This window comes from Gordonia sp. VNK21, from assembly GCF_046098115.1.
Lineage (GTDB): Bacteria > Actinomycetota > Actinomycetes > Mycobacteriales > Mycobacteriaceae > Gordonia.
Genome location: NZ_JBJURU010000001.1, coordinates 337,680 through 358,610 on the forward strand (window position 1 = coordinate 337,680; position 20,931 = coordinate 358,610).

Genomic DNA, 20,931 nt, shown 5'->3' on the forward strand with positions numbered 1-20,931 from the left:
AAGCGGCCCCGCCCCACGGTGTGGTCGGTGTCGGGCGCGGCGCGCTCCGCCGGGGCCTCACCGGCGATCTACAGCTCCTCGCGCAGCCGGCCGACCACCTCGTCGGCCGTGCCGGAATCGCTGTATCCGGCCGCGCGGGCGTGCCCGCCGCCGCCGAGCGCCCGGGCCACCGGCACCAGATCCGTGCCCTTGCTGCGCAGCGACACCGTCCACTGGCCGGGAGTGGACTCCTTGAAGACGGCAGCCACCTCGGCCTCCGCGGCCGTGCGGACGACGTCGACGACGCTCTCGGACTCCTCCCAGCTCAGCCCGTCGAGCTGGGATGCGGTCACCACCGCCCACACCAGTCCGGCGCCGCCGCGGGCCTGCCGATCCAGCCGCGAGGTGGCCAGGACCTGGGCGAGCATCGACTGCCAGGCGAACGGATGGGTGTCGAGCAGGATCCGGCTCCAGGTGGCGGTGTCCACACCGGCCTCGGTGAGCCGGGCCGCGACCCGGAACGATTCCGGCCGCGCCCATTTGAAGGATCCGGTGTCGGTGAGCAGACCCGCGTACAGGCAGGTCGCGATGTCCGGGGTCAGCTCCGCGCCGAGCGCGTCGAGGACCTCGAGCACCAGCACCGCGGTGCAGTCCGACTCCGGATCGATCAGATCCAGGTCGGCGAATCCGCCGTTGGAGGCGTGATGATCGATGCACACCGTCGACGCCGATGCCTCGAACACCGGCTGCAGATCACCGAGCCGCTCGATGGTCGCCGCGTCCACGGCCACCGCCAGCGGCGCCGGCACCAGAGACCGTTCGTCGACGATCAGATCGGCGCCGGGCAGCTGGCCCAGCGGCACCGGCAGCGGGTCCGGACCGGAGAAGGCGACGGACGCTGTCACGCCCCGCGCGCGCAGGGCCAGCGCCAGACCGAGCGCACTGCCGATGGTGTCGGCATCGGGCCGCACGTGGCTGAGGATCGACACGGCGGAAGCGTCGGCCAGTGCGGCCGCCACCGCCCGACTGCTCGCCGTCGTCACCCGCGGCTGTCCCGCGCCGGGTCGGGGTCGGTGCCGCCGGTCTCATCGTCGGCGTCCGCGCGATAGGGATCGGCGTCCCCGGCCGGCTGCGCCTCCCGCGCGGCGCGGGCCACCAGCTCGTCCTGGGCGCGGGCCCGGGCGAGGAGCTCGTCCATCGCCCGGGTCGCATCCGGAACCGTGTCCAGTTCGAAGCGCAGCGTCGGAGTGAACCGCACCCCTGTGCCGGCCCCGACCATGGTGCGCAGCGCCCCGGTCGCGGCGGCCAGACCGGCCGCCGCACCGGCGACGTCCGGCTCGGCGTCGACCGAGTCGCCCATCACCGTGTAGAACACCGTGGCGTCGTGCAGATCACCGGTCACCCGGCAGTCGGTGATGGTGACGTGCTCCAGCCGCGGATCGCGGATCTCGGTGCCCAGGGCACCGGCCACGATCGTGGTGATCCGCTTGGCCAGGCGCGCCGCCCGTGCATGATCGACCATCAGTCCCTTGCCTTCTCCACCATCTCGTAGCACTCGATGATGTCGCCGGTATTGAATCCTTCAGGCGACATCATCAGTCCCGCGCCTTCTCCACCATCTCGTAGCACTCGATGATGTCGCCTACCTTGATATCGCTGTAGGTGAGGGTCAGACCGCATTCGAAGCCCTCGCGGACCTCGGTGACGTCGTCCTTCTCGCGGCGCAGCGAGGCGACCGTGAGATTGTCGGCGACCACGGTGTTGTCGCGCAGCAGCCGCGCCTTGGCGTTGCGGCGGACCACACCCGACTGCACCATGCAGCCGGCGATGTTGCCGACCTTGGACGACTTGAAGATCGCCCGGATCTCGGTGCGGCCGAGTTCCTGCTCCTCGTAGATCGGCTTGAGCAGACCCTTGAGCGCTGCCTCGACCTCTTCGATGGCCTTGTAGATCACCGAGTAGTACCGGATCTCCACACCCTCGCGGTTGGCCAGCTCGGTGGCCTTGCCCTCCGCACGGACGTTGAAGCCGATGATCACCGCATCGGAGGCCGCCGCCAGGTTGACGTTGGTCTCGGTGACGCCACCGACACCGCGGTCGATCACCCGCAGCTGCACCTCGTCGTCGATCTCGATGCCCAGCAGGGCCTCTTCGAGGGCCTCGACGGTACCCGAGTTGTCGCCCTTGAGGATCAGGTTGAGCTGGCTGGTCTCCTTGAGCGCCGAGTCCAGATCCTCCAGGCTGATCCGCTTGCGGCTGCGTGCGGCCAGCGCATTGCGCTTACGCGCATTGCGGCGGTCGGCGATCTGCCGGGCGATCCGGTCCTCCTCGACCACGAGGAGGTTGTCGCCGGCACCGGGCACCGAGGTGAAGCCGATGACCTGTACGGGCCGCGACGGGAGCGCCTCGTTGACGTCCTCGCCGTGCTCGTCGACCATCCGGCGCACACGACCGTAGGCGTCGCCGGCGACGATCGAGTCGCCGACGTGCAGGGTGCCGCGCTGGATCAGCACGGTGGCCACCGGGCCGCGGCCGCGGTCGAGGTGGGCTTCGATCGCCACACCCTGCGCGTCCATGTTCGGGTTGGCCCGCAGATCCAGCGAGGCATCGGCGGTCAGCAGCACCGCCTCGAGCAGCGACTCGATGTTGGTGCCCTGCTTGGCCGAGATGTCGACGAACATGGTCTCGCCGCCGTATTCCTCGGGGACCAGACCGTATTCGGTGAGCTGACCGCGGATCTTCTGCGGATCGGCGCCCTCCTTGTCGATCTTGTTGACCGCCACCACGATCGGCACGTCGGCCGCCTGCGCGTGGTTGACCGCCTCCACCGTCTGCGGCATGACGCCGTCGTCGGCCGCGACCACCAGGATCGCGATGTCGGTGGCCTTGGCACCGCGGGCACGCATGGCGGTGAACGCCTCGTGACCGGGGGTGTCGATGAAGGTGATCAGCCGGTCTTCGCCGTTGAGGTGGGTGTCCACCTGGTAAGCACCGATGTGCTGGGTGATGCCGCCGGCCTCACCCGCACCCACGTTCTCGCGGCGGATGGTGTCGAGCAGTCGCGTCTTACCGTGGTCGACGTGACCCATCACGGTCACCACCGGCGGACGCTGCTGCAGATCCTCGTCGTCGCCCTCGTCCTCGCCGTAGCTCAGATCGAAGCTCTCGAGCAGCTCACGGTCCTCGTCCTCCGGGCTCACGACCTGGACGACGTAGTTCATCTCCGAGCCGAGCAGCTCGAGCGTCTCGTCGTTCACCGATTCGGTGGCCGTGACCATTTCGCCGAGGTTGAACAGTGCCTGCACCAGCGAAGCCGGGTTGGCGTTGATCTTGTCGGCGAAGTCCGACAGCGAGGCGCCGCGGGCGAGCCGGATGGTCTCGCCGTTGCCCGAGGGCAGCCGCACGCCACCGACGGTGGGCGCCTGCATGCTCTCGTACTCGGCGCGTTTCGCCCGCTTGGACTTGCGGCCCTTGCGGGGCGCACCGCCGGGACGGCCGAAGGCGCCTGCGGCACCGCCGCGGCCGCGGGCACCGCCGCCGGGACGGCCGCGGAAACCGCCGCCCGGAGCGCCACCGCCGCCGGGACCGCCGCGGAAACCGCCGCCACCGGCACCGCCGCCGCTACGGCCGCCGCCACCGCCGGGTCCACCCCGGCGGTTGTCGGGACGGGCCGCGCGCTGCGGCATGGCTCCGGGGCTCGGCCGCGGAGGCATGTTGCCCGGGCTCGGACGGGGACCGCCCTGGCCGGGACCGGGACGATTGCCGCCGGGGCCGGGACGGCCACCGGCCGCCGGACGACCGCCGCCCGGACGCGGACCGGCCTGGCCCGGACCCGGACGGGGTGCCGGGCGCGGCGCGGGGGCCGGGGTCGACGAATACGGATTGTTGCCCACCCGCGGCTGCCGCGGCGCGGCCGGACGCGGGCCCGGACGGGGACCGGCGGAGGCCGGCTTGCTCTCGGCGGCCGGGGCCGACGGGGCGGCCGGGGATGCGGGCTTGGGTGCCGGTCCGGCCGGCTTGGGCTGCGCCGGCTTCGGGGCGGCCGGCTTCGGCTCGCCCGGCTTGGGGGCGGCGGCCGCGGGCTTCGCGGCGGCCGGTGTTGCGGCATCCTTGGGACTGGGTGCCTTGGGACTGGGCGCCTTGGGGCTTGCGGTGTTCGCACCGCTGCCCTTCGCCGGGGCGTCGCCGCCGGCGGGCTGGAATGACTCGCGAAGCCGACGGGCCACCGGGGCCTCAACGGTCGACGACGCGGATTTGACGAATTCGCCCTGATCCTTCAGGCGCTCCAGCACTTGCTTGCTGGTGACGCCGAGTTCTTTGGCCAATTCGTGCACGCGGGCCTTGCCTGCCACTGCTCTCCTCACTTGGAGGCCGAGCGGGCTCCCGCTACGGCCTCGGGTTATCTGACGAACGTGCTCATCGTGGCGACTTCACGGTGTGCTCATGTCTTCTACTCACCTGTCTGGTTCCCTGCGGAACCCTCTGGGCCGGCCCCGCCGAAAATCTCGGCGAGGTCGTCCGGGGTCACGGTCAGCCCGCGCGCCCGGAGTGCCGGCCCGAATGCCTTGCGCCGCACCGCAGCGAGGACGCAGTCCTGCGTCGGGTGCAGCCAGGCGCCTCGTCCCGGCAGGTTCTTCCGGTGATCGACGACCAGCACCGGCCCGCCCGTACCGGACGGTCCGGCCGAGTCGTCGCGCACCACCACCCTGATCAGCTGTGACTTCGCACTGCGCTCACGACAGCCCAGGCACTGGCGGATCGGATGTGTCGACTCTCGAAGAACCACCGATCAGTCTAGCCCATCGGCCGCGTCATCGGAGACTCCGCCGGTCGCCGCGGTGTCGGCCGGGTCGGCGGCGTCGGACCGGATGTCGATCCGCCAACCGGTCAGCCGGGCGGCGAGCCGGGCGTTCTGCCCTTCCTTGCCGATCGCCAGCGAGAGCTGATAGTCGGGCACCACCACGCGTGCGGCCTTGGTCTCGGCGTCCACCACGGTCACCGAGACCACCTTGGCCGGCGAGAGGGCGTTGCCGACGAACACGGCCGGGTCGGCCGCGTAGTCGATGATGTCGATCTTCTCGCCGCCGAGTTCGCTCATCACATTGCGCACCCGCTGCCCCATCGGGCCGATGCAGGCGCCCTTGGCGTTGAGCCCGGCGACGCCGGTGTGCACTGCGATCTTGGAGCGGTGTCCGGCCTCACGGGCCACCGAGACGATCTCCACCGAGCCGTCGGCGATCTCCGGGACCTCCAGCGCGAACAGCCGCCGCACCAGGTTCGGGTGGGTGCGCGAGAGGGTGATCTGCGGACCGCGGGCGCCGCGCGTCACACCCACCACATAGCACTTGATGCGGTCGCCGTGCGAGAAGTGCTCACCGGGCACCTGCTCGGCCTGCGGGATGATGCCTTCGGTGGCATTGGCGTCGGTGCCGATCTGCACCACCACCATGCCCTTGGCGTTGGCGCGGGCGTCGGCCTGCACCACGCCGCCGACGATCTCGCCCTCGTGCGCCACCAGTTCACCGAAGTTCTTCTCGTTCTCGGCGTCGCGCAGCCGCTGCAGGATCACCTGGCGGGCCGTGGTGGCGGCGATGCGGCCGAAGCCCTCGGGGGTGTCGTCCCATTCGTGGACCACGTTGCCGTCGGCGTCCACCTCGGCGGCCATCACGCGCACCTCACCGCTCTTGCGGTTGATGTCGATCCGCGCCTGCGGGGCGAAGCCCTCGGTGTGCCGGTAGGCGGTGAGCAGCGCCGTCTCGATGGCCGTGATGACGGTGTCGATCGGGATGCCCTTGTCGGCTTCGATCAGCCGCAGCGCGCTGATGTCGATGTGCATGGTGGCGACTCCTATTCGCTTATCGGATGCAGTTGTCGGGGGTGGGACTGTGAGTAATGGGTCTATTGTGCCGGACGTTCGCGGCCCGCGACGCTAGTGCGCCGGTGCCCGGCGCCGGGCGATCTCGTCGTCGTCGAGGCCGCAGCGGCGCAGTTCCGCCTGCCCGGGACGGGTGAAGTCGACGTCGACGGCGGCCGAGACGACCGACGCCAGCATGATCCTGGTCTCGGTGAAGCGGCCCTTGTCGTTGGTCAGCAGGGTGACGGCGTCGTCGTCGGAGTCGGCGACGCGGGCGGTGAGCTGCTGCTCGGCGCCGTCGTCGCCGGTCCAGGTGACTGCGACCTTCCGGCCGCGGGCGCGCCGCCAATGCCGGGGTGCGGTCATCGGCCGGCCGATGCCGGGGGTGGTGACCTCGAGGTCGTAGGGCTCCTCACCGAGCACCCCGGCCTCGTCGAACACCGCCGACAGGTCCCGGCTGATCTCGGCGAGCTCATCGAGCCCGGCGCCGCCGTCACGGTCGACCACCAGGCGCACCTCCCGGCGCTCCCCTCCCGGTCGCACGGCGACCTCCTCGAGGTCGTAGCCGCGATCGGACAGGACCGGACGTGCCAGCGCATCGATGGACTCGATCTGTCCCGCCGATCCGGGCTGTCCTGTTCCGGCCATGCTCACCTCCTGGTTTGCGCCGCTGTGGCGGCCTTCCATCGTAGGCCATGTCCGGCCCTGGCAGAATCGGCAGGCGTGAACCCCGCCCCGACACCGCCGTCTCCCGTCCCCGAGCCGCTTGGCGCCGGATTCCCCGCCCCGGCCCCGTCGCGGCGGACGGTGCTGCGCGGAAGCGCCGGGCTGGTCGTCGCCGTCGCCGCGGGCACGGCGCTGACCGCGTGTGAGACCGGGCCGTCCGACGACGAGAAGGCCGCACGCGCTCTGGTGCCGCATGCTCAGTCGGCGCGCAACCAGCAGGAGCAGGCGCAGGCTCTGGCACCGAGACAGACCGGACAGTCCGATCGATTCACCCAGATCGCGGACGAGCGCGGCGCCCACCTGCAGGCGCTGACCGACGAGATCAACCGGCTGCATGCGCCGTTCGCGGGCGAGATCACCAGCGGCGCCGTACCCCGGGTCGACGCCGCTGCGCTGCTCTCCGAGCTGAGGACGTCGGCGCAGTCGGCGGCCAAGACCGCCACCGAGCAGTCCGGCTACCGGGCCGCCCTGCTCGGTTCGATCAGCGCCGCCTGCGCGGTGCTGCAGGAAGTGAGCGCACAGTGAGCACCGTCGAGGCCCTCGAGACCGCCATCGACGCGGAGAACGCGGCGATCTTCGCCTACGGTACGTCGACCGCCTTCATCGGCTCGGCGGACCGCGGCACCGTCGCCGAGTACATCGCCGCCCATCGGGTGCGGCGCACCGAACTCGACGACGCCCTGGCCGAGGCCGGCGGCCAGCCGAGGCCGGCGGCGGCCGGCTACACCCTGCCCGAGGAGATGACCGGCGCCGATTCGGCGGCGACGATCCTGCTCGGCGCGGAGGAGGACTGCGCGCAGGCCTACTTCGCGCTGATCGACCAGGCCGACGGCGCCGGGGTGCGCAGGCTGGGCGTCGACGCCCTCACCGACTGCGCCCGACGGGCCGCGCACTGGCGCAGCGCCCTCGGGAAGGCTCCCGTGACAGTGGCCTTCCCTGGGCAGCCCGCCCAGTCCTAGCGCCTACTGGCCGCGGCTCGCGGCGAGCACCGCCTCGACGGCGCCGTCGATCGGGGCCGTCGCCGCCTCTCCGCTGAACCGGTCCCGGATCTCGATGGTCCCGTCGGCCCAGCCGCGGCCGACCACCACGACGGTCGGCATGCCGAGCAGTTCGGCGTCCTTGAACTTCACGCCGGGGCTGGCCTTGCGGTCGTCGAAGAGCACCTGGAGTCCGGCGGCGTCCAGATCGGCGGCGAGCTGCTGTGCGCCGGCGACGGCGGCCTCGTCCTTGTTGGCGATCACCAGGTGGACGTCGAACGGGGCGATCTCACGCGGCCAGCGCAGGCCCTTGTCGTCGTGGCACTGTTCGGCGAGCACGGCGACCATGCGGGAGACGCCGAGGCCGTACGACCCCATGGTCACCCGGACCGGCTTGCCGTTCTCACCGAGCACGTCCAGACCGAAGGCGTCGGCGTACTTGCGGCCGAGCTGGAAGATGTGCCCGATCTCGATGCCGCGCGCCGACTCGAGCACGCCCTTGCCGTCCGGGCTGGGGTCGCCGTCGCGCACCGACGCCACGTCGATCACCCCGTCCGGGGTGAAGTCGCGGCCGGCCACCAGCCCCACCACGTGGTCGCCGACGGTGTCCGCGCCGGTGATCCAGCTGGTGCCGGTGACCACACGCGGATCCACCAGGTAGCGGCCGCCGGCGGCCTGGACCCCCTTGGGCCCGATGTAGCCGCGCACCAGCGCCGGGTTGGCGGCGAAGTCCGCCTCCTCGAGGATGACGACCTCGGCCGGTTCGACGGCGGCTTCGAGCCGTTTGAAGTCCACCTCGCGGTCGCCGGGGACGCCGATGCCGGTGACCTCCCAGTCGCCGCCGGGCTTGCGGATCTTGACCAGCACGTTCTTGAGGGTGTCGGCGGCGGTGTACTCGCCGTCGAGGGTCCGGTTGGCCCACTCGACGAGGGTGTCGATGGTGGGGGTGTCGCCGGTCTCGTACACGGCGGCCTCGGGCAGGCCGTCGATGGGGCGTGCCTCGGGGGCCGGCGTGACCACGGCTTCGACATTGGCGGCGTAGCCGGATTCGGTGCTCTGGACGAAGGTGTCCTCGCCGACCTCGCAGCGGGCCAGGAACTCCTCGGAGGCACTGCCGCCCATGGCACCGGAGGTGGCGGCCACGATCACGTAGTCCACCCCGAGCCGATCGAAGATCCGCTGGTAGGCGGCCCGGTGGGCGTCGTAGGAGGCCTGCAGGCCGGCGTCGTCGACGTCGAAGGAGTACGAGTCCTTCATGACGAATTCGCGGCCGCGCAGCAGCCCGGCGCGGGGCCGCTCCTCGTCGCGGTACTTGGTCTGGATCTGATAGAGGACCACCGGCAGGTCCTTGTACGAGCTGTACTCGCCCTTGACCAGCTGGGTGAACAGCTCCTCGTGGGTGGGGCCGAGCAGCATGTCGGCGCCCTTGCGGTCTTTGAGCCGGAACAGGGCGTCGCCGTACTCGGTCCAGCGACCGGTGGTCTCGTACGGTTCGCGCGGCAGCAGCGCCGGCAGCAGGATCTCCTGCGCGCCGATCGCGTCCATCTCCTCGCGCACCACGTTCTCGATGTTGCGGAACACCCGCAGCCCCAGCGGCAGCCAGGAGTAGATGCCCGGTGCGGTGCGGCGGATGTACCCGGCGCGGACCAGCAGTTTGTGGCTGGGAACCTCGGCGTCGGCGGGGTCGTCGCGCAGGGTCCGCAGGAACAGGGAAGACATGCGAGTGATCACACCGGACAGCTTAGTTAGGGTGATCGGGTGCGCGTCATCCTGCCTCCCTCTGAAACCAAGTCCGACGGCGGCCGCGGTGCACCGCTGGATCTCGACGCCCTGGTGCTGCCGCAGCTGAACCCGGTGCGCCGCAAGCTCGCCGACGCCCTGGTGACGCTCTCGGCCGATCTGGACGCCTCCCGGAAGGCGCTGGGGCTCGGGGAATCCCAGCTCGCCGAGGTGGATCGCAATGCCGAGCTGTGGCTCTCCCCCACCCGGCCGGCGATCGAGCGCTACACCGGGGTGCTCTACGACGCACTGGACTATCCCGGGATGACGCGGGCCGGCAAGGCCAAGGCCGCCGACCGGCTGATGATCGGCTCGGCCCTGTTCGGAGTGGTCGCGGCGACCGACCTGATTCCGGCGTACCGTCTCTCCGGCGGCTCCAGACTGCCGGGCTTCGGCACGCTCGGCTCGGTGTGGAGACCGGAGCTCTCCCCCGCCCTGGACGGGCTCGACGACTTCGTCCTCGATCTGCGCTCCGGGGTGTATCAGAAGCTGGGCCCGGTGGCCGGTGCGGTGACCGCGACCGTCGTCACCGAGGCCGCGGACGGTTCGCGAAAAGTGGTGAGCCACTTCAACAAGCACTACAAGGGTCTGATCACCCGGGATCTGGTGCAGACGCGTGCGCGGGTCCGCGACATCGACAAGCTGGTCGCGGTGCTCTCCGATGCCGGGCATCGGGTCGAGCTCACCTCACCGGTGGAGATCACGGTGGTGACCGAGTGAAGGTCCCCGTTCACAGCTGAGCGGGATCGAACCACCCCAGACCGGGATACCGCGCGAATCCTCCCGGGGTACGCGTTCAGAAGTTCTCGCGGTTGAAGTTCCGGAGCCATTCGTTGGGGTCGAGCTCGTCCTCGTCGGCGTGGTCGACCGGGCGGTCGTCGACCGCGGCGAGCTGAGCCTTCTGCGCCCGGATCCGGCCGTAGCCGTAGGCGGCGGCCATGCCGATCACACCGGTGATCAGGCCGACGATGGTGCCGAGTTCACCGTTCTCCCCGCCGGCGTCGGCGGAGATCCGGTAGATCCAGCCGTTGAGCGCCACCACGGCCAGCGCACCGAAGGTGAGCGGCAGGATGTAGGTGGTCAGCATGCTGTCCGGGACCGGCGGGATGTCGTGGCGGCGCCGGTACCACTGCCACAGCGACAGCACCACCACGGCGGCGGCGACCAGACCGGCGGTGATCCACGGTCCGATCCACCAGGCGGCGACGGCCGCGATCAGCAGCAGGACGCCGGAGACGGCGGCGGCGATCCGGGCGGTCACGGTCAGTCCTCCCCGGCGAAGGGCACGACGTCGTCGGCGTCGGTGAAGCCGGCCACCGAGCCGATCACCACGATGGCCGGCGGCGTGAGCTCCTGCTCCGCCGCGGTCTGCGCGGCGTGTGCGAGATCGGTGCGCAGCAGCCGCTGGTCGGGGCGGGAGGCGTTCTCGATCAGGGCGACCGGGGTGTCGCCGGGCTTGCCGCCGTCGAGCAGGACCCGGGCGAAGGCGTCGAGGCGCTGCACGGCCATCATCAGCACGATGGTCCCGCGCAGCCGGGCCAGTGCCGGCCAATCGGTGAGCGAATCGGGATGGTCGGGCGCCACATGTCCGGAGACGATGACCACCTCGTGGGTGACGCCGCGGTGGGTCACCGGAATGCCGGCCAGCTCGGGCGCCGAGATCGGCGAGGTGATGCCGGGCACCACGGTCACCGGCACCCCGGCCGCAACGCACGCCTGCAGTTCCTCGAAGCCGCGGCCGTAGACGTAGGGGTCGCCGCCTTTGAGGCGCACCACGAACTTCCCGGCCTCGGCCCGCTCCACCAGGAGCTCGTTGATCTTCTCCTGCCGCATGGCCCGGCCGTACGGGACCTTCGCGGCGTCGACGATCTCCACCTGCGGGCCCAGCTCGTCGAGCAGGCTGCCGGGCGCGAGCCGGTCGGCCACCACCACGTCGGCCTGGGCCAGCAACCGCCGGCCGCGCACGGTGATCAGTTCGGGATCGCCCGGCCCGCCGCCGACCAGGGCGACGCCCGGGGCGTGCCGGGCGGCGTCGAGCTGCAGGGTGGTGCCGTCGGCCAGTGCGGTGGAGATGGCGGCGCGCAGCGCAGCGGAACGACGGTGCTCGCCGCCGGCGAGGACACCGAACTGCAGGCCGTCGTGCCGCGCCGAGGCGGGGGTCACCGCGGTGCCGTAGCGGGCGTCGTCGGCCCGGACGCAGAAGATGCGGCGGGCGGTGGCTTCGGCGACCACTGCGGCGTTGACCTCGGGATCGTCGGTGCAGGCCATGGCGTACCAGGCGCCGTCGAGATCGCCGTCGGCGTAGGCCCGGCGCTGAACGGTCACCAGCGGCTCGGATTCGACCGTCGGGGTGGGGTCGATCGCGATCACGTGCACGTCCGCGCCCGCGGCCAGCAGATTCGGGAGGCGGCGCTGCGCGACCGTCCCCCCGCCGACCACGACCACCTTGCGTCCGGTCAGGTCCAAGCCCGCCAGATAATGCCCTTCACCCATGACAGATCAGCTTACTGTCGTGCGCGTGGTGCGCCGCATCCAGAGGTTTCGCTGCGTCATTTCGGGTTCGCGGCCTCAGCCCAGGCCGCGAACTCACAACGACGCAGCGAACTGACCGGAGGCGCCGCAGTGGCGCAGTACCGTCAGGCGCTGCGCCGTGCCTCGCGAGCCAGGGCACGGGCCCGCGACGCCTCGAACTTCTCCACCTTGACGTTCATCTCGTCGAGGAAGGCGGCGAGGCGCTCGCGGTACATCTCGCCGACCGGACCGAAGTCCTCCCGCTCGAAGATCCGCCACTTGCGCAGCACCGGCATCACGACGTCTTCGAGGTGCTGCGGCAGGTCGTAGATGCCGCCCTTGGCGATGAGCACCGCATTGCGGCGGAAGTTGGGCATCGTCAGGCCCGGCATCTGGAAGTTGGTGACGATCGCGTGGATCGCGGCCATCGCCTCGTCGGGCACCAGATCCAGCGCCCCGCTGACGATGTTCCGGTAGAAGAGCATGTGCAGGTTCTCGTCGGCGGCGACCCGCTGCAGCATCCGGTCGGCGATCGGATCGCCGCAGGCCTTGCCGGTGTTGCGGTGACTGACCCGCGTCGCCAGTTCCTGGAAACTCACATAGGCCACCGCGAACAGCATGTCGTAGCTGTGGTCGCGCTGACCGTCGTCGTCGGGCAGCGGATTGAAGCCGGAGGTCATATGCGCCATCCGCGTCTCCTCCAGCTCCACCGGATCCACGCCGCGGGTCACCACCAGGTAATCGCGCATCACCACGCTGTGCCGCATCTCCTCGGCCGTCCACCGTCCCACCCAGAATCCCCAGGCGTCGTCGAGGCTGAAGTTGTCGGCGATCACCCGGTGGTACGAAGGCAGATTGTCCTCGGTGAGCAGGTTGGTGATCATCGCGGCCTTCGCCGTCTCCGACAGCTGCGACTGCTCCGGATCCCAGTCCACGCCGCCGAGCATGGCGAAGTTACGGCCGTCGTCCCAGGGCACGTAGTCGTGCGGGTGCCAGTCCCGGGTCATCTTCATATGCCGCTCCACCTCGGTCTCGCAGACCGGGAGGAGTTCGCGCAGCAGATCCGAGCCGCTCATGTTCTTGCCGATGAGAGTGGTCATGCCCTCTATGCTCGCCATCTCAGCAGGTCCACACCTGTGCCGAAGGTCCCGAAACGGCCGGGTCGCCGGTACCCGATCCGTCCGGGTCCTGGGGTAGATTCGAGGCATGCCCTCTGCTTCACCGACGCAGTCCGGAAAGCCGGTCCGCGTCTTCCTCGTCGACGATCATGAGCTGGTCCGCCGTGGCCTGCGCGACCTGCTCGGCACCGCCGGCGACCTGGAGATCGTCGGTGAGGCCGCCAGCGTCAAGGAGGCGCTCGCCGGGATCGCCCGGACCCGCCCGGACGTGGCGGTCCTGGACGTACGGCTGCCCGACGGCAACGGCGTGGAGCTGTGCCGCGAGGCCCGCTCGCGCAATCCCGAGGTGCGGTGCCTCATGCTCACCAGCTACGCCGACGACGACGCTCTGCTCGCCGCCGTGCTGGCCGGGGCCTCCGGCTTCGTCCTCAAGCAGATCCTCGGCCAGAACCTGATCGCCGCCGTCCGCACCGTCGGCAAGGGCGGCTCGCTGCTCGACGACCGGTCCACGGCCGCCCTGCTCGACAAGCTGCGCAACGACAAGAAGGCCAAGCCGGATCCGCTGGCCGACCTGACCGGGCAGGAACGCGAGGTCTTCAACCTGATCGGCGAGGGTCTGACCAACCGGCAGATCGCCGAACGGATGTTCCTGGCCGAGAAGACCATCAAGAACTACGTCTCGCACATCCTCGCCAAGCTCGACATGCAGCGCCGCACCCAGATCGCGGTGATGGCCACCGAGCTGCGCCAGAAGGGCCGCTGACCGCCCGGCTCACGCGGGCTCCAGGGAGACCTCCCAGGTGAGGATCACGCCCTGGCCCGGACGCGACTCGACGGTGAAGTTCCCGTCGCATTCGTCGGCCCGGGCCACCAGATTGTTCAGTCCCCGGTAATGCGCGGTGGGCGGAATGCCCCGCCCGTTGTCGGAGATCTCCACCGTCAGCACGTCGTCGGCGACGATGCGCACGCCGATCCGGTCGCCGCCGCTGTGCCGCAGCGCATTCGACAGGCCCTCCCGCAGCACCGCCTCGATGTGCGGTGCGAGCCGGTCCGGCACCAGGGTGTCCACCGGCCCGGAGAAGGCGACGCTGGGCACGATCGGCGCATGCCGGGCCAGTTCGGCCACCACGTCGAGGACTTTGCGCCGCAGGGTGGCCGCCTCGGGATCGATGCTCGCCGACTTCAGATCGAAGATCGAGGTGCGGATCTGCCCGATCGTCGCGTCCAGATCGTCGATCACCTGCGAGACCCGTTCGTTGACCTGATCCGGTGCGGCCTGCATGGTCTGCAGCGACATGCCGATCGCGAAGAGCCGCTGAATCACGTGATCGTGCAGGTCGCGGGCGATGCGGTGACGGTCCTCGAGCATCTCCAGATCGCGTGCCATCTGCTGCTGCTGGGCGTAGGCGACGGCCAGCGCGGCGATGCGGGCCACCCCTTCGAGACCGGAGATCTCCTCCGGCTCCCAGGTGGGCCGGCGGGTGTGGGTGAGCACCAGCGCCCCCACGTCGCCCGGGGTGCCCTGCATGGGCTGGGCCGTGCGCCAGCGGGCGCCGCGGCGCATCCACTCGGCCTTGCCGTCGGTCTCGGTGACCGAGAAACTCAGTCCCGGCCAGGTGATGTCGGCCGGATCGATACGCCGGCCGGTGTGCCCGTGCAGCACCGGGGCGCCCGCGTCGACGGTCACCGCGAAGACGTCCACCGCCCCGGTCAGCGCGGCCACATCCGCGCACAATCCGTTCAGGGTGTCGTCCAGGGCCACCCCGGCCATAGGCTCGGAGCCGCGGCGCGCCAGGATCTGCATCCACTGCTGCCGGACCAGCTGCCGCTGGTAGCTGCGCGCGTTGTCGACGGCGATGCCCACCGCCACCGCGAGCACCGCGACGATCTGCTCGTCCTCCTCGGTGAACTCGGGCAGGCTCTGCTTCTCGGTCAGGTAGATGGAGCCGAAGAGCTCACCGCGCACGATGATCGGCGCCCCCAGGAAGCTGTCCATCGGCGGATGGTTGGGCGGGAAGCCCACCGACGCCGGGTGATCGGACAGGTGCGGAATGCGCAGCACGGTGGGATGGTCGAGCAGCTCGCCGAGCACCCCGTGTCCCTCCGGCAGCGGCCCCATCCGTGCGCGCACCTCCGGTGGGATCCCGGTGTAGACGAAGGCCTGCAGCCGGCGCCCGGCGCCGCCGCGCACGCCCAGCGCGCAGTACTGCGCATCGAGGACCCGGGCACCGACTTCGACGATGCGCTGCAGCGCCTCGTCGAGGTCGAGTCCCTGGCCCACCAGCAGGACCGCTTCCATCAGCTGCCGCAGCACCCGCGGGTCGGTCTGCTGTTCGGTGAGGGCGTCCAGGGCCGTCTGCAGTGCCCGCTGATCGGGCTGGTGACTCCGCTGCTCGCCGCTCATCTCGCCTCCGGTCCGCGCGCCGCCCGCACGAATCGGGCCACCGCTTCAGGATATCCAGCCGGGTGCACATGCAGGTACGAAGCGTGCACACCGCGATGCACGGTGCCCTCGGTGTGCGCCCGTCCGTCCGCGTCTCGCCAGCCCCAGGCCGGCGCCGGCCGGTCCGTCCACTGCACCCGTGTGCGGTGGAATTCGTGGCCGGTCACCCGGCTCCCCGCCGGGAAGAGCGGTGAATCGGTCAGCGCCACCGCATCCCGGTAGCCGAGGGTCAGCCGCGAGCTGAACGCGCCGGATCCGGCGAGCACTCCGGCCATCGGCCGGTCGTCGAGGGCGGCCAGCAGGTACAGCAGGCCGGCGCATTCGGCGTGGATCGGCCGGCCGGCCGCCGCCATCGCACGCAGATCGCTCAGCAGGGGTGCGTTGCCGCTCAGCTGTTCGCCGTGCTCCTCCGGGAAACCCCCGCCGATCACCAGGGCGTGGGCGCCGCGCGGCAACGGGTCGGCGAGCGGGTCGAAGACCTCCACCCGGGCACCGGCGGCGGTGAGCAGTTCGGCGTGCTCGGCGTAGGAGAAGGTGAACGCCGCACCGCCGGCGACCGCGATCAGCGGTGCCGCGACAGACCCGGGTCGCTCCCCCGCTGCGTTCTCCTCCACAGCGGCGATCTCGTCGGCGGCGGACCACGGCGTCACCACCGGACCCCGGCTGCTGCGGGCCACCTCGATGATCGCCGGAAGGTCGAGCGCCGCACCGACTTTCGCGCTGATCTCGGACACGGAGCGGACTGCGTCGGTGTTGCGTTCGGCGGCCGGGATCAGACCGAGATGCCGCGACGGCACCGCCAGCCCCGGATCGCGGCGCAGCACCCCGAGCACCGCCAGCCCCACCCGCGCACAGGCCTGCCGCAGCACCTGTTCGTGCCGTGGTGAGCCGACCCGGTTGAGGATCACCCCGGCGATGCGCACCGAGGTGTCGAAACCCAGGAAGCCGTGCAGGAGCGCCGCCAGCGACTGGCTGTGACCCGCGGCGTCGACCACCAGGATCACCGGTGCGCCGAGCAGGCCGGCGACCTGCGCCGTGGAACCGAAGGCGCCCCCGGCGCCGATCGCCCCGTCGCCGGCCGCCTGATCGGCGATGCGGCCGTCGAAGAGTCCCATCACGCCTTCGACGACCGCGATGTCGGCGCCGGCCGCGCCGGCCGCGAACAGCGGGGCCACCCGGTGCTCGCCCACCAGGTTGGGGTCGAGGTTCCGGCCGGCGCGGCCAGCGGCCAGCCCGTGATAACCGGGATCGATGTAGTCCGGGCCCACCTTGAACGGGGCCACCCGATGTCCGGCGGCGCTGAGCGCGCCGATCAGGCCGGTCGCGACGGTGGTCTTGCCGCTGCCCGAGGCGGGCGCGGCGATCACCACCGCGGGCGGGGTACTGCCGGCTACCACGTCGCCGCTACCACTCGATGCCCTTCTGACCCTTGCGGCCGGCATCCATCGGGTGCTTGATCTTGCGCATCTCGGTGACCAGGTCGGCCGCCTCGGTCAGCGCGGGCGGCGCGTACCGGCCGGTGATCACCACATGCTGACTGCCCGGCCGGCTGCGCAGCGTCTCGACCACCTCGTCGACGTCGATCCAGCCCCAGTGGAGCGGGTAGGTGAACTCGTCGAGGACGTAGAAGTCGTGCTGCTGCTCCTGCAGCCGGCGGGCGATCTCCCGCCAGCCGGCGCGGGCGGATTCGGCGTGATCCTCTTCGGTGTCGGAATTGGACCGGATCCACGACCAGCCCTGCCCCATCTTGTGCCATTGCACGGGGCCGCCCTCACCGGTCTGCTCATGCAGGCGGTTCAGGGCGAGCATCGTGTTCTCTTCGCCCACTTTCCATTTCGCGCTCTTGACGAACTGGAAGACGGCGATGTCCAGGCCGGCGTTCCACGCCCGCATCGCCATCCCGAAGGCGGCGGTCGACTTGCCTTTCCCTTCGCCGGTGTTCACCGCCAGCACCGGCAGCCGGCGGCGCTGGCGGGTGGTCAGACCGTCGTCGGGAACTGTTTCGGGAACTCCTTTGGGCACGCCTTCAGAGTCTAGTGGCTCACCGCCGCGGCGAGGACCGGCCGGGTGCGATCAGGCGACGACGCCGATGTGCCCGGCCAGGCCGGCGGTCTCTAGCTGATCCATCCGGGTGTACTGGGCGCCCATCGTCGCCGCGAGTTCGGCCGCCAGACCGAGCCGCACCATTCCGTGCTCACAGTCCACCACCAGGGCTGAGATGCCCCGCCGGGCCACCTCGGCCGCCGCCGCACTCGCCCGCTGCGGCGCGTTCTCGCCGGCTGTGGCGCGGCCGTCGGTGAGCACCACCAGCAGCGGACGCCGGGCCGGGTCGGTGAGCCCCGCCCGGGCGATCACCGTCAGCGCTTCGGTGAGGCCCTCGGCCAGTGGCGTGCGACCGCCCGTCCGGACCGCGGCGAGCCGGGCTACGGCCAGGTCCACCGAGCGCGTCGGCGGCACGGCCACATAGGCTTCCCGGCCGCAGGCCACCACGACGGCGACCCGGTCGCGCCGGGTGTAGGAATCGCGCAGCAGATCCACACAGGCGGTGCGCACGGCTGCCAGCCGGGCACGGGCGGTCATCGAGCCGGACAGGTCGACGACGAAGACCACCAGATTCGATTCGGTGCCGATGCGTTCGGCGCCGCGCAGGTCGCCGGGGACCAGACCGGGCACACCGTCGCCGGTGGACCGGCCGGCCGCGGCCAGGATGGTGCCGAACAGGTGCACCGGCGATCCGGGAGCGAAGTCGACGGCGCGGGTGGTGCTTCCGCGCCGGCTGCGGGCGGTGGAGCGCCGGCCGTCGTCGCCGTCGCCGATGCCCTCGGCCCGGAAAGTCCGCAGCCGTCCACCGGCCCCAGAGGGCGCCTGCCCGAACTGCGGTCCGCCCGGTGCGCCTCCGCCGCCGGGCGGGTCCGTGTCTGGGCCGTCGGGATCTGGGCCGTCGGGATCTGGGCCGTCGGGATCCGGGTCGTCCTGAGGTCCGGAGTCGGAGGGCGGCTCGTCGGCGGGCGGGTCACCGGCGTCCGGATCGTCGGCCGGGGTGTCGTCAGCGGCCTGCCGGCCGGCGTCGAGCGCATCGTCGAGCTGCTCGCGATCCATCCCGGACGAGTCGAAGGGGTTGCGCCGGCGACGGTGCGGCAGGGCCAGTTCCACGGCCTGGAGCACATCGTCCTCGGTCACGGCGTCGGCGCCGCGCCAGGCCGCATGGGCGGCCGCGGTCCGCGCCACCACGATGTCGCCGCGCAGACCGTCCACTTCCAGCTGGGCACAGACGGCCGCGATGCGGCGCAGTTCGGACTGCGGGATGCGCACCGCGCCCACCCGCGCGCGGGCGGCGGCGATCTGCTCGGCGATCTGCTCGTCCTGGGCGGCGTACTGCTCGGCGAACCCGGCCGGGTCGGCGTCGAAGGCCATCCGGGCCGTGACGATCTGGACGCGCTCGTCCACATCCCGCGCGCCGGCCACGTCGACCACCAGACCGAAGCGGTCGAGCAGCTGCGGACGCAGCTCGCCCTCCTCCGGATTCATGGTGCCCACCAGGACGAACCGCGCCGACTGAGTGTGCGAGACGCCGTCGCGCTCGATGGTCACCCGGCCGCTGGCGGCGGCATCGAGGAGTACGTCCACCAGGTGATCGGAGAGCAGGTTCACCTCGTCGATGTAGAGCACACCGTCGTCGGCCTGCGCCAGCAGTCCGGGGGTGAAGTGCGCCTGGCCGTCGCGCAGCACGCGGGTCAGGTCCAGGGATCCCACCACCCGGTCCTCGGTCGCGCCGATCGGCAGTTCCACCACCCGCGCACCGCCGAGCAGCGGCGCGAGAGCACGCACGATCGTCGACTTGGCGGTGCCCTTCTCGCCCCGGATGAGCACACCGCCGATGCCGGGGGCCACCGCGGTGAGGATCAGGGCGAGTTTGAGCCGCTCCTGGCCCACCACCGCGCTGAACGGGTACTGCACCGGAGTCTCGGTCATCGGTCCGAGTGGTCTCGCACCGTGATCAGGCGACCGGCTCGGGAGCCTCGTGCCGGCCGGCCGTGGTCAGCTGCAGGCTCGAGTTGGTCCAGTCCCAGATCTGGGCGAACAGCTCCGGGTTGTCGTTGAGCTTCTGCCCGTACGACGGAATCATCTCGGTGAGCTTGGACTTCCAGCCGTCGAACCGGGCGCCGAAGCACTGCTGGAGCACGTTCAGCATGGCCGGGACCGCGGTGGACGCCCCCGGCGAGGCGCCCAGCAGACCGGCGATGGTGCCGTCGCCGGCCGCCACCACGGCGGTACCGAACTCCAGGCCGCCGCCCACGCCGTTCTTGCGGATCACCTGTACGCGCTGGCCGGCGGTGATCATCTCCCAGTCGGCGCCGTCGGCCCGCGGGTAGAACTCCTGCAGCGTCCGCACCTGGTCGGTGCGGCTGGCCGCGAGTTCGCCGACCAGGTACTTGACCAGGCCGAACTCGGTGAGGCCGACGTTCATCATCGGCAGCAGGTTGGACGGCCGGATCGAGTTGGGCAGATCCATGAAGCTGCCGGTCTTGAGGAACTTGGGCGACCAGCCCGCGAACGGACCGAAGAGCAGCCCCTTGTCACCGTTGATCACGCGGGTGTCCAGGTGGGGCACGGACATCGGCGGGGCACCGACGGCCGCCTGGCCGTACACCTTGGCCGAATGCTGCTCGATGAGCTCGGGGTTGGTGCACCGGAAGAACTCGCCGCTGACCGGGAAGCCGCCGAAGCCCTTGGCCTCGGCGATACCGGACTTCTGCAGCAGGTGCAGGGCACCGCCGCCGGCGCCGACGAAGACGAAGTCGGCGTGCACCTTGAGGGTCTCGCCGCTGCGGGTGTTGCGGATCTTGAGGATCCAGCTGCCGTCCTTCTCCTGCGAGAGATTGCGCACCTCGTGACCGAAGTACAGGTTCTGGTCACGGCCGACGAAGCCGAGGAGCTGCTGGGTGAGCGCGCCGAAGTCGACGTCGGTGCCCTGGGTGAACCAGTTGAGCGCCACCGGGTCGCTGTAGTCGCGGCCGGCGCCCATCAGCGGCAGACGGTCGGCGAACTCGGTCTCGTCGGTGATGTACTCCATGCCCTCGAAGAGGGTGTGCCGGGACAGGGCGTCGTACCGCTTGCGCAGGTATTCGACGCCGGCGGCGCCGTGGCAGAAGCTGACGTGCGGGATCGGGTTGATGAACTCGTCGGGCTTGCCGAGCAGGCCCTTGTCCACGCCGTACGACCAGAACTGGCGGGAGACCTGAAACTGCTCGTTGATGCCGAGCGCCTTGGCCGGGTCGATGGTGCCGTCGGCGCCGAGCGGGCTGTAGTTGAGCTCGCACAGGGCCGAGTGGCCGGTGCCCGCATTGTTCCACGGGTCGCTGCTCTCGGCGGCGGCGGCGTCGAGCCGCTCGAACAGGCTGATCGACCACGTGGGCTCCAACTGCCGGATCAGCGCACCCAGGGTCGCGCTCATGATTCCGGCGCCCACCAGGGCCACGTTCGTCTTGATCACCGTTTGCGCCACGTCGCGTGCTCACTTCCACCAGCAGGACCGCAAGGGTC

The 20,931-nt window shown here is 71.0% G+C and carries 19 protein-coding genes; 4 read left to right on the forward strand and 15 right to left on the reverse strand.

Annotated features, from left to right (window positions below; translation table 11 throughout):
- Positions 1-68: 68 nt before the first annotated feature.
- The 6 genes from ACJMNC_RS01715 to rimP form a co-directional block, all read right to left on the reverse strand.
- Entirely contained in the window at positions 69-1,022 is a 954-nt protein-coding gene (locus tag ACJMNC_RS01715; protein WP_408946220.1) for a DHH family phosphoesterase, read from the reverse strand.
- Positions 1,019-1,501 (reverse strand): 30S ribosome-binding factor RbfA, encoded by a 483-nt coding sequence (gene rbfA, locus ACJMNC_RS01720; protein WP_408946221.1) that lies wholly within the window; start codon positions 1,499-1,501, stop codon positions 1,019-1,021. The genes ACJMNC_RS01715 and rbfA overlap by 4 nt, the downstream gene beginning before the upstream one ends.
- 73 nt (positions 1,502-1,574) lie before the next feature.
- On the reverse strand, positions 1,575-4,331 hold the full coding sequence (gene infB, locus ACJMNC_RS01725; protein WP_408946222.1) for a translation initiation factor IF-2: 2,757 nt from the start codon (positions 4,329-4,331) through the stop codon (positions 1,575-1,577).
- Positions 4,332-4,429: 98 nt separating this feature from the next.
- On the reverse strand, positions 4,430-4,681 hold the full coding sequence (locus tag ACJMNC_RS01730) for a YlxR family protein (protein ID WP_408946223.1): 252 nt from the start codon (positions 4,679-4,681) through the stop codon (positions 4,430-4,432).
- Between the two features lie 87 nt (positions 4,682-4,768).
- A complete protein-coding gene (nusA, locus tag ACJMNC_RS01735) occupies positions 4,769-5,815 on the reverse strand; it encodes a transcription termination factor NusA (RefSeq protein WP_408946224.1) in 1,047 nt (348 codons plus the stop codon).
- A 93-nt stretch (positions 5,816-5,908) separates the two neighbouring features.
- Positions 5,909-6,481 (reverse strand): ribosome maturation factor RimP, encoded by a 573-nt coding sequence (gene rimP / locus ACJMNC_RS01740; RefSeq protein WP_408946225.1) that lies wholly within the window; start codon positions 6,479-6,481, stop codon positions 5,909-5,911.
- Between the two features lie 75 nt (positions 6,482-6,556).
- On the opposite strand from rimP, the gene ACJMNC_RS01745 reads away from it, so the two are divergent.
- Both ACJMNC_RS01745 and ACJMNC_RS01750 read left to right on the forward strand, forming a co-directional pair.
- Positions 6,557-7,084 carry a hypothetical protein gene (locus ACJMNC_RS01745; RefSeq protein WP_408946226.1) on the forward strand — a complete coding sequence of 176 codons (528 nt, stop codon included), beginning with the start codon at positions 6,557-6,559 and terminating at the stop codon, positions 7,082-7,084.
- Entirely contained in the window at positions 7,081-7,518 is a 438-nt protein-coding gene (locus tag ACJMNC_RS01750; RefSeq protein WP_408946227.1) for a ferritin-like domain-containing protein, read from the forward strand. The genes ACJMNC_RS01745 and ACJMNC_RS01750 overlap by 4 nt, the downstream gene beginning before the upstream one ends.
- A 3-nt stretch (positions 7,519-7,521) precedes the next feature.
- Here the strand turns inward: ACJMNC_RS01750 and ACJMNC_RS01755 are convergent, their stop codons facing one another.
- Positions 7,522-9,255, reverse strand: coding sequence for a proline--tRNA ligase (locus tag ACJMNC_RS01755; RefSeq protein ID WP_408946228.1), 1,734 nt, complete (start codon positions 9,253-9,255; stop codon positions 7,522-7,524).
- 39 nt (positions 9,256-9,294) lie between these two features.
- Between ACJMNC_RS01755 and yaaA the strand changes: the two genes are divergently transcribed.
- Entirely contained in the window at positions 9,295-10,035 is a 741-nt protein-coding gene (gene yaaA, locus ACJMNC_RS01760) for a peroxide stress protein YaaA (RefSeq protein ID WP_408946229.1), read from the forward strand.
- 76 nt (positions 10,036-10,111) lie between these two features.
- Here yaaA and ACJMNC_RS01765 read toward each other — a convergent pair whose 3' ends face one another.
- The 3 genes from ACJMNC_RS01765 to ACJMNC_RS01775 all read right to left on the reverse strand — a co-directional run bounded on the left by ACJMNC_RS01765 (position 10,112) and on the right by ACJMNC_RS01775 (position 12,926).
- Entirely contained in the window at positions 10,112-10,576 is a 465-nt protein-coding gene (locus ACJMNC_RS01765; protein WP_408946230.1) for a hypothetical protein, read from the reverse strand.
- Positions 10,577-10,578: 2 nt separating this feature from the next.
- Positions 10,579-11,808: a uroporphyrinogen-III C-methyltransferase gene (gene cobA / locus ACJMNC_RS01770; RefSeq protein WP_408946231.1), complete on the reverse strand. Its 1,230-nt coding sequence runs from the start codon at positions 11,806-11,808 to the stop codon at positions 10,579-10,581.
- 143 nt (positions 11,809-11,951) lie between these two features.
- Complete coding sequence (locus ACJMNC_RS01775) at positions 11,952-12,926, reverse strand: acyl-ACP desaturase (RefSeq protein ID WP_408946232.1); 975 nt, start codon at positions 12,924-12,926, stop codon at positions 11,952-11,954.
- Positions 12,927-13,032: 106 nt separating this feature from the next.
- Here ACJMNC_RS01775 and ACJMNC_RS01780 point away from each other — a divergent pair, with 106 nt between their 5' ends.
- Positions 13,033-13,707, forward strand: coding sequence for a response regulator transcription factor (locus tag ACJMNC_RS01780; RefSeq protein ID WP_408946233.1), 675 nt, complete (start codon positions 13,033-13,035; stop codon positions 13,705-13,707).
- A 9-nt stretch (positions 13,708-13,716) separates the two neighbouring features.
- Here the strand turns inward: ACJMNC_RS01780 and ACJMNC_RS01785 are convergent, their stop codons facing one another.
- The 5 genes from ACJMNC_RS01785 to mqo are packed head-to-tail and all read right to left on the reverse strand — an operon-like array spanning position 13,717 to position 20,893.
- Positions 13,717-15,348, reverse strand: coding sequence for a GAF domain-containing protein (locus ACJMNC_RS01785; RefSeq protein WP_408946234.1), 1,632 nt, complete (start codon positions 15,346-15,348; stop codon positions 13,717-13,719).
- A complete protein-coding gene (locus ACJMNC_RS01790) occupies positions 15,345-16,829 on the reverse strand; it encodes a cobyrinate a,c-diamide synthase (RefSeq protein ID WP_408946235.1) in 1,485 nt (494 codons plus the stop codon). Before ACJMNC_RS01790 ends, ACJMNC_RS01785 begins: the two co-directional genes overlap by 4 nt.
- Positions 16,792-17,409, reverse strand: coding sequence for a cob(I)yrinic acid a,c-diamide adenosyltransferase (gene cobO, locus ACJMNC_RS01795; RefSeq protein WP_408946236.1), 618 nt, complete (start codon positions 17,407-17,409; stop codon positions 16,792-16,794). The genes ACJMNC_RS01790 and cobO overlap by 38 nt, the downstream gene beginning before the upstream one ends.
- 51 nt (positions 17,410-17,460) lie before the next feature.
- Positions 17,461-19,359, reverse strand: a complete 1,899-nt coding sequence (locus ACJMNC_RS01800; RefSeq protein ID WP_408946237.1) for an AAA family ATPase — start codon at positions 19,357-19,359, stop codon at positions 17,461-17,463.
- A gap of 25 nt (positions 19,360-19,384) precedes the next feature.
- The gene (mqo, locus tag ACJMNC_RS01805; protein WP_408946238.1) at positions 19,385-20,893 is read right to left on the reverse strand and encodes a malate dehydrogenase (quinone); all 1,509 of its coding nucleotides are present in this window, start codon (positions 20,891-20,893) and stop codon (positions 19,385-19,387) included.
- Positions 20,894-20,931: the final 38 nt, after the last annotated feature.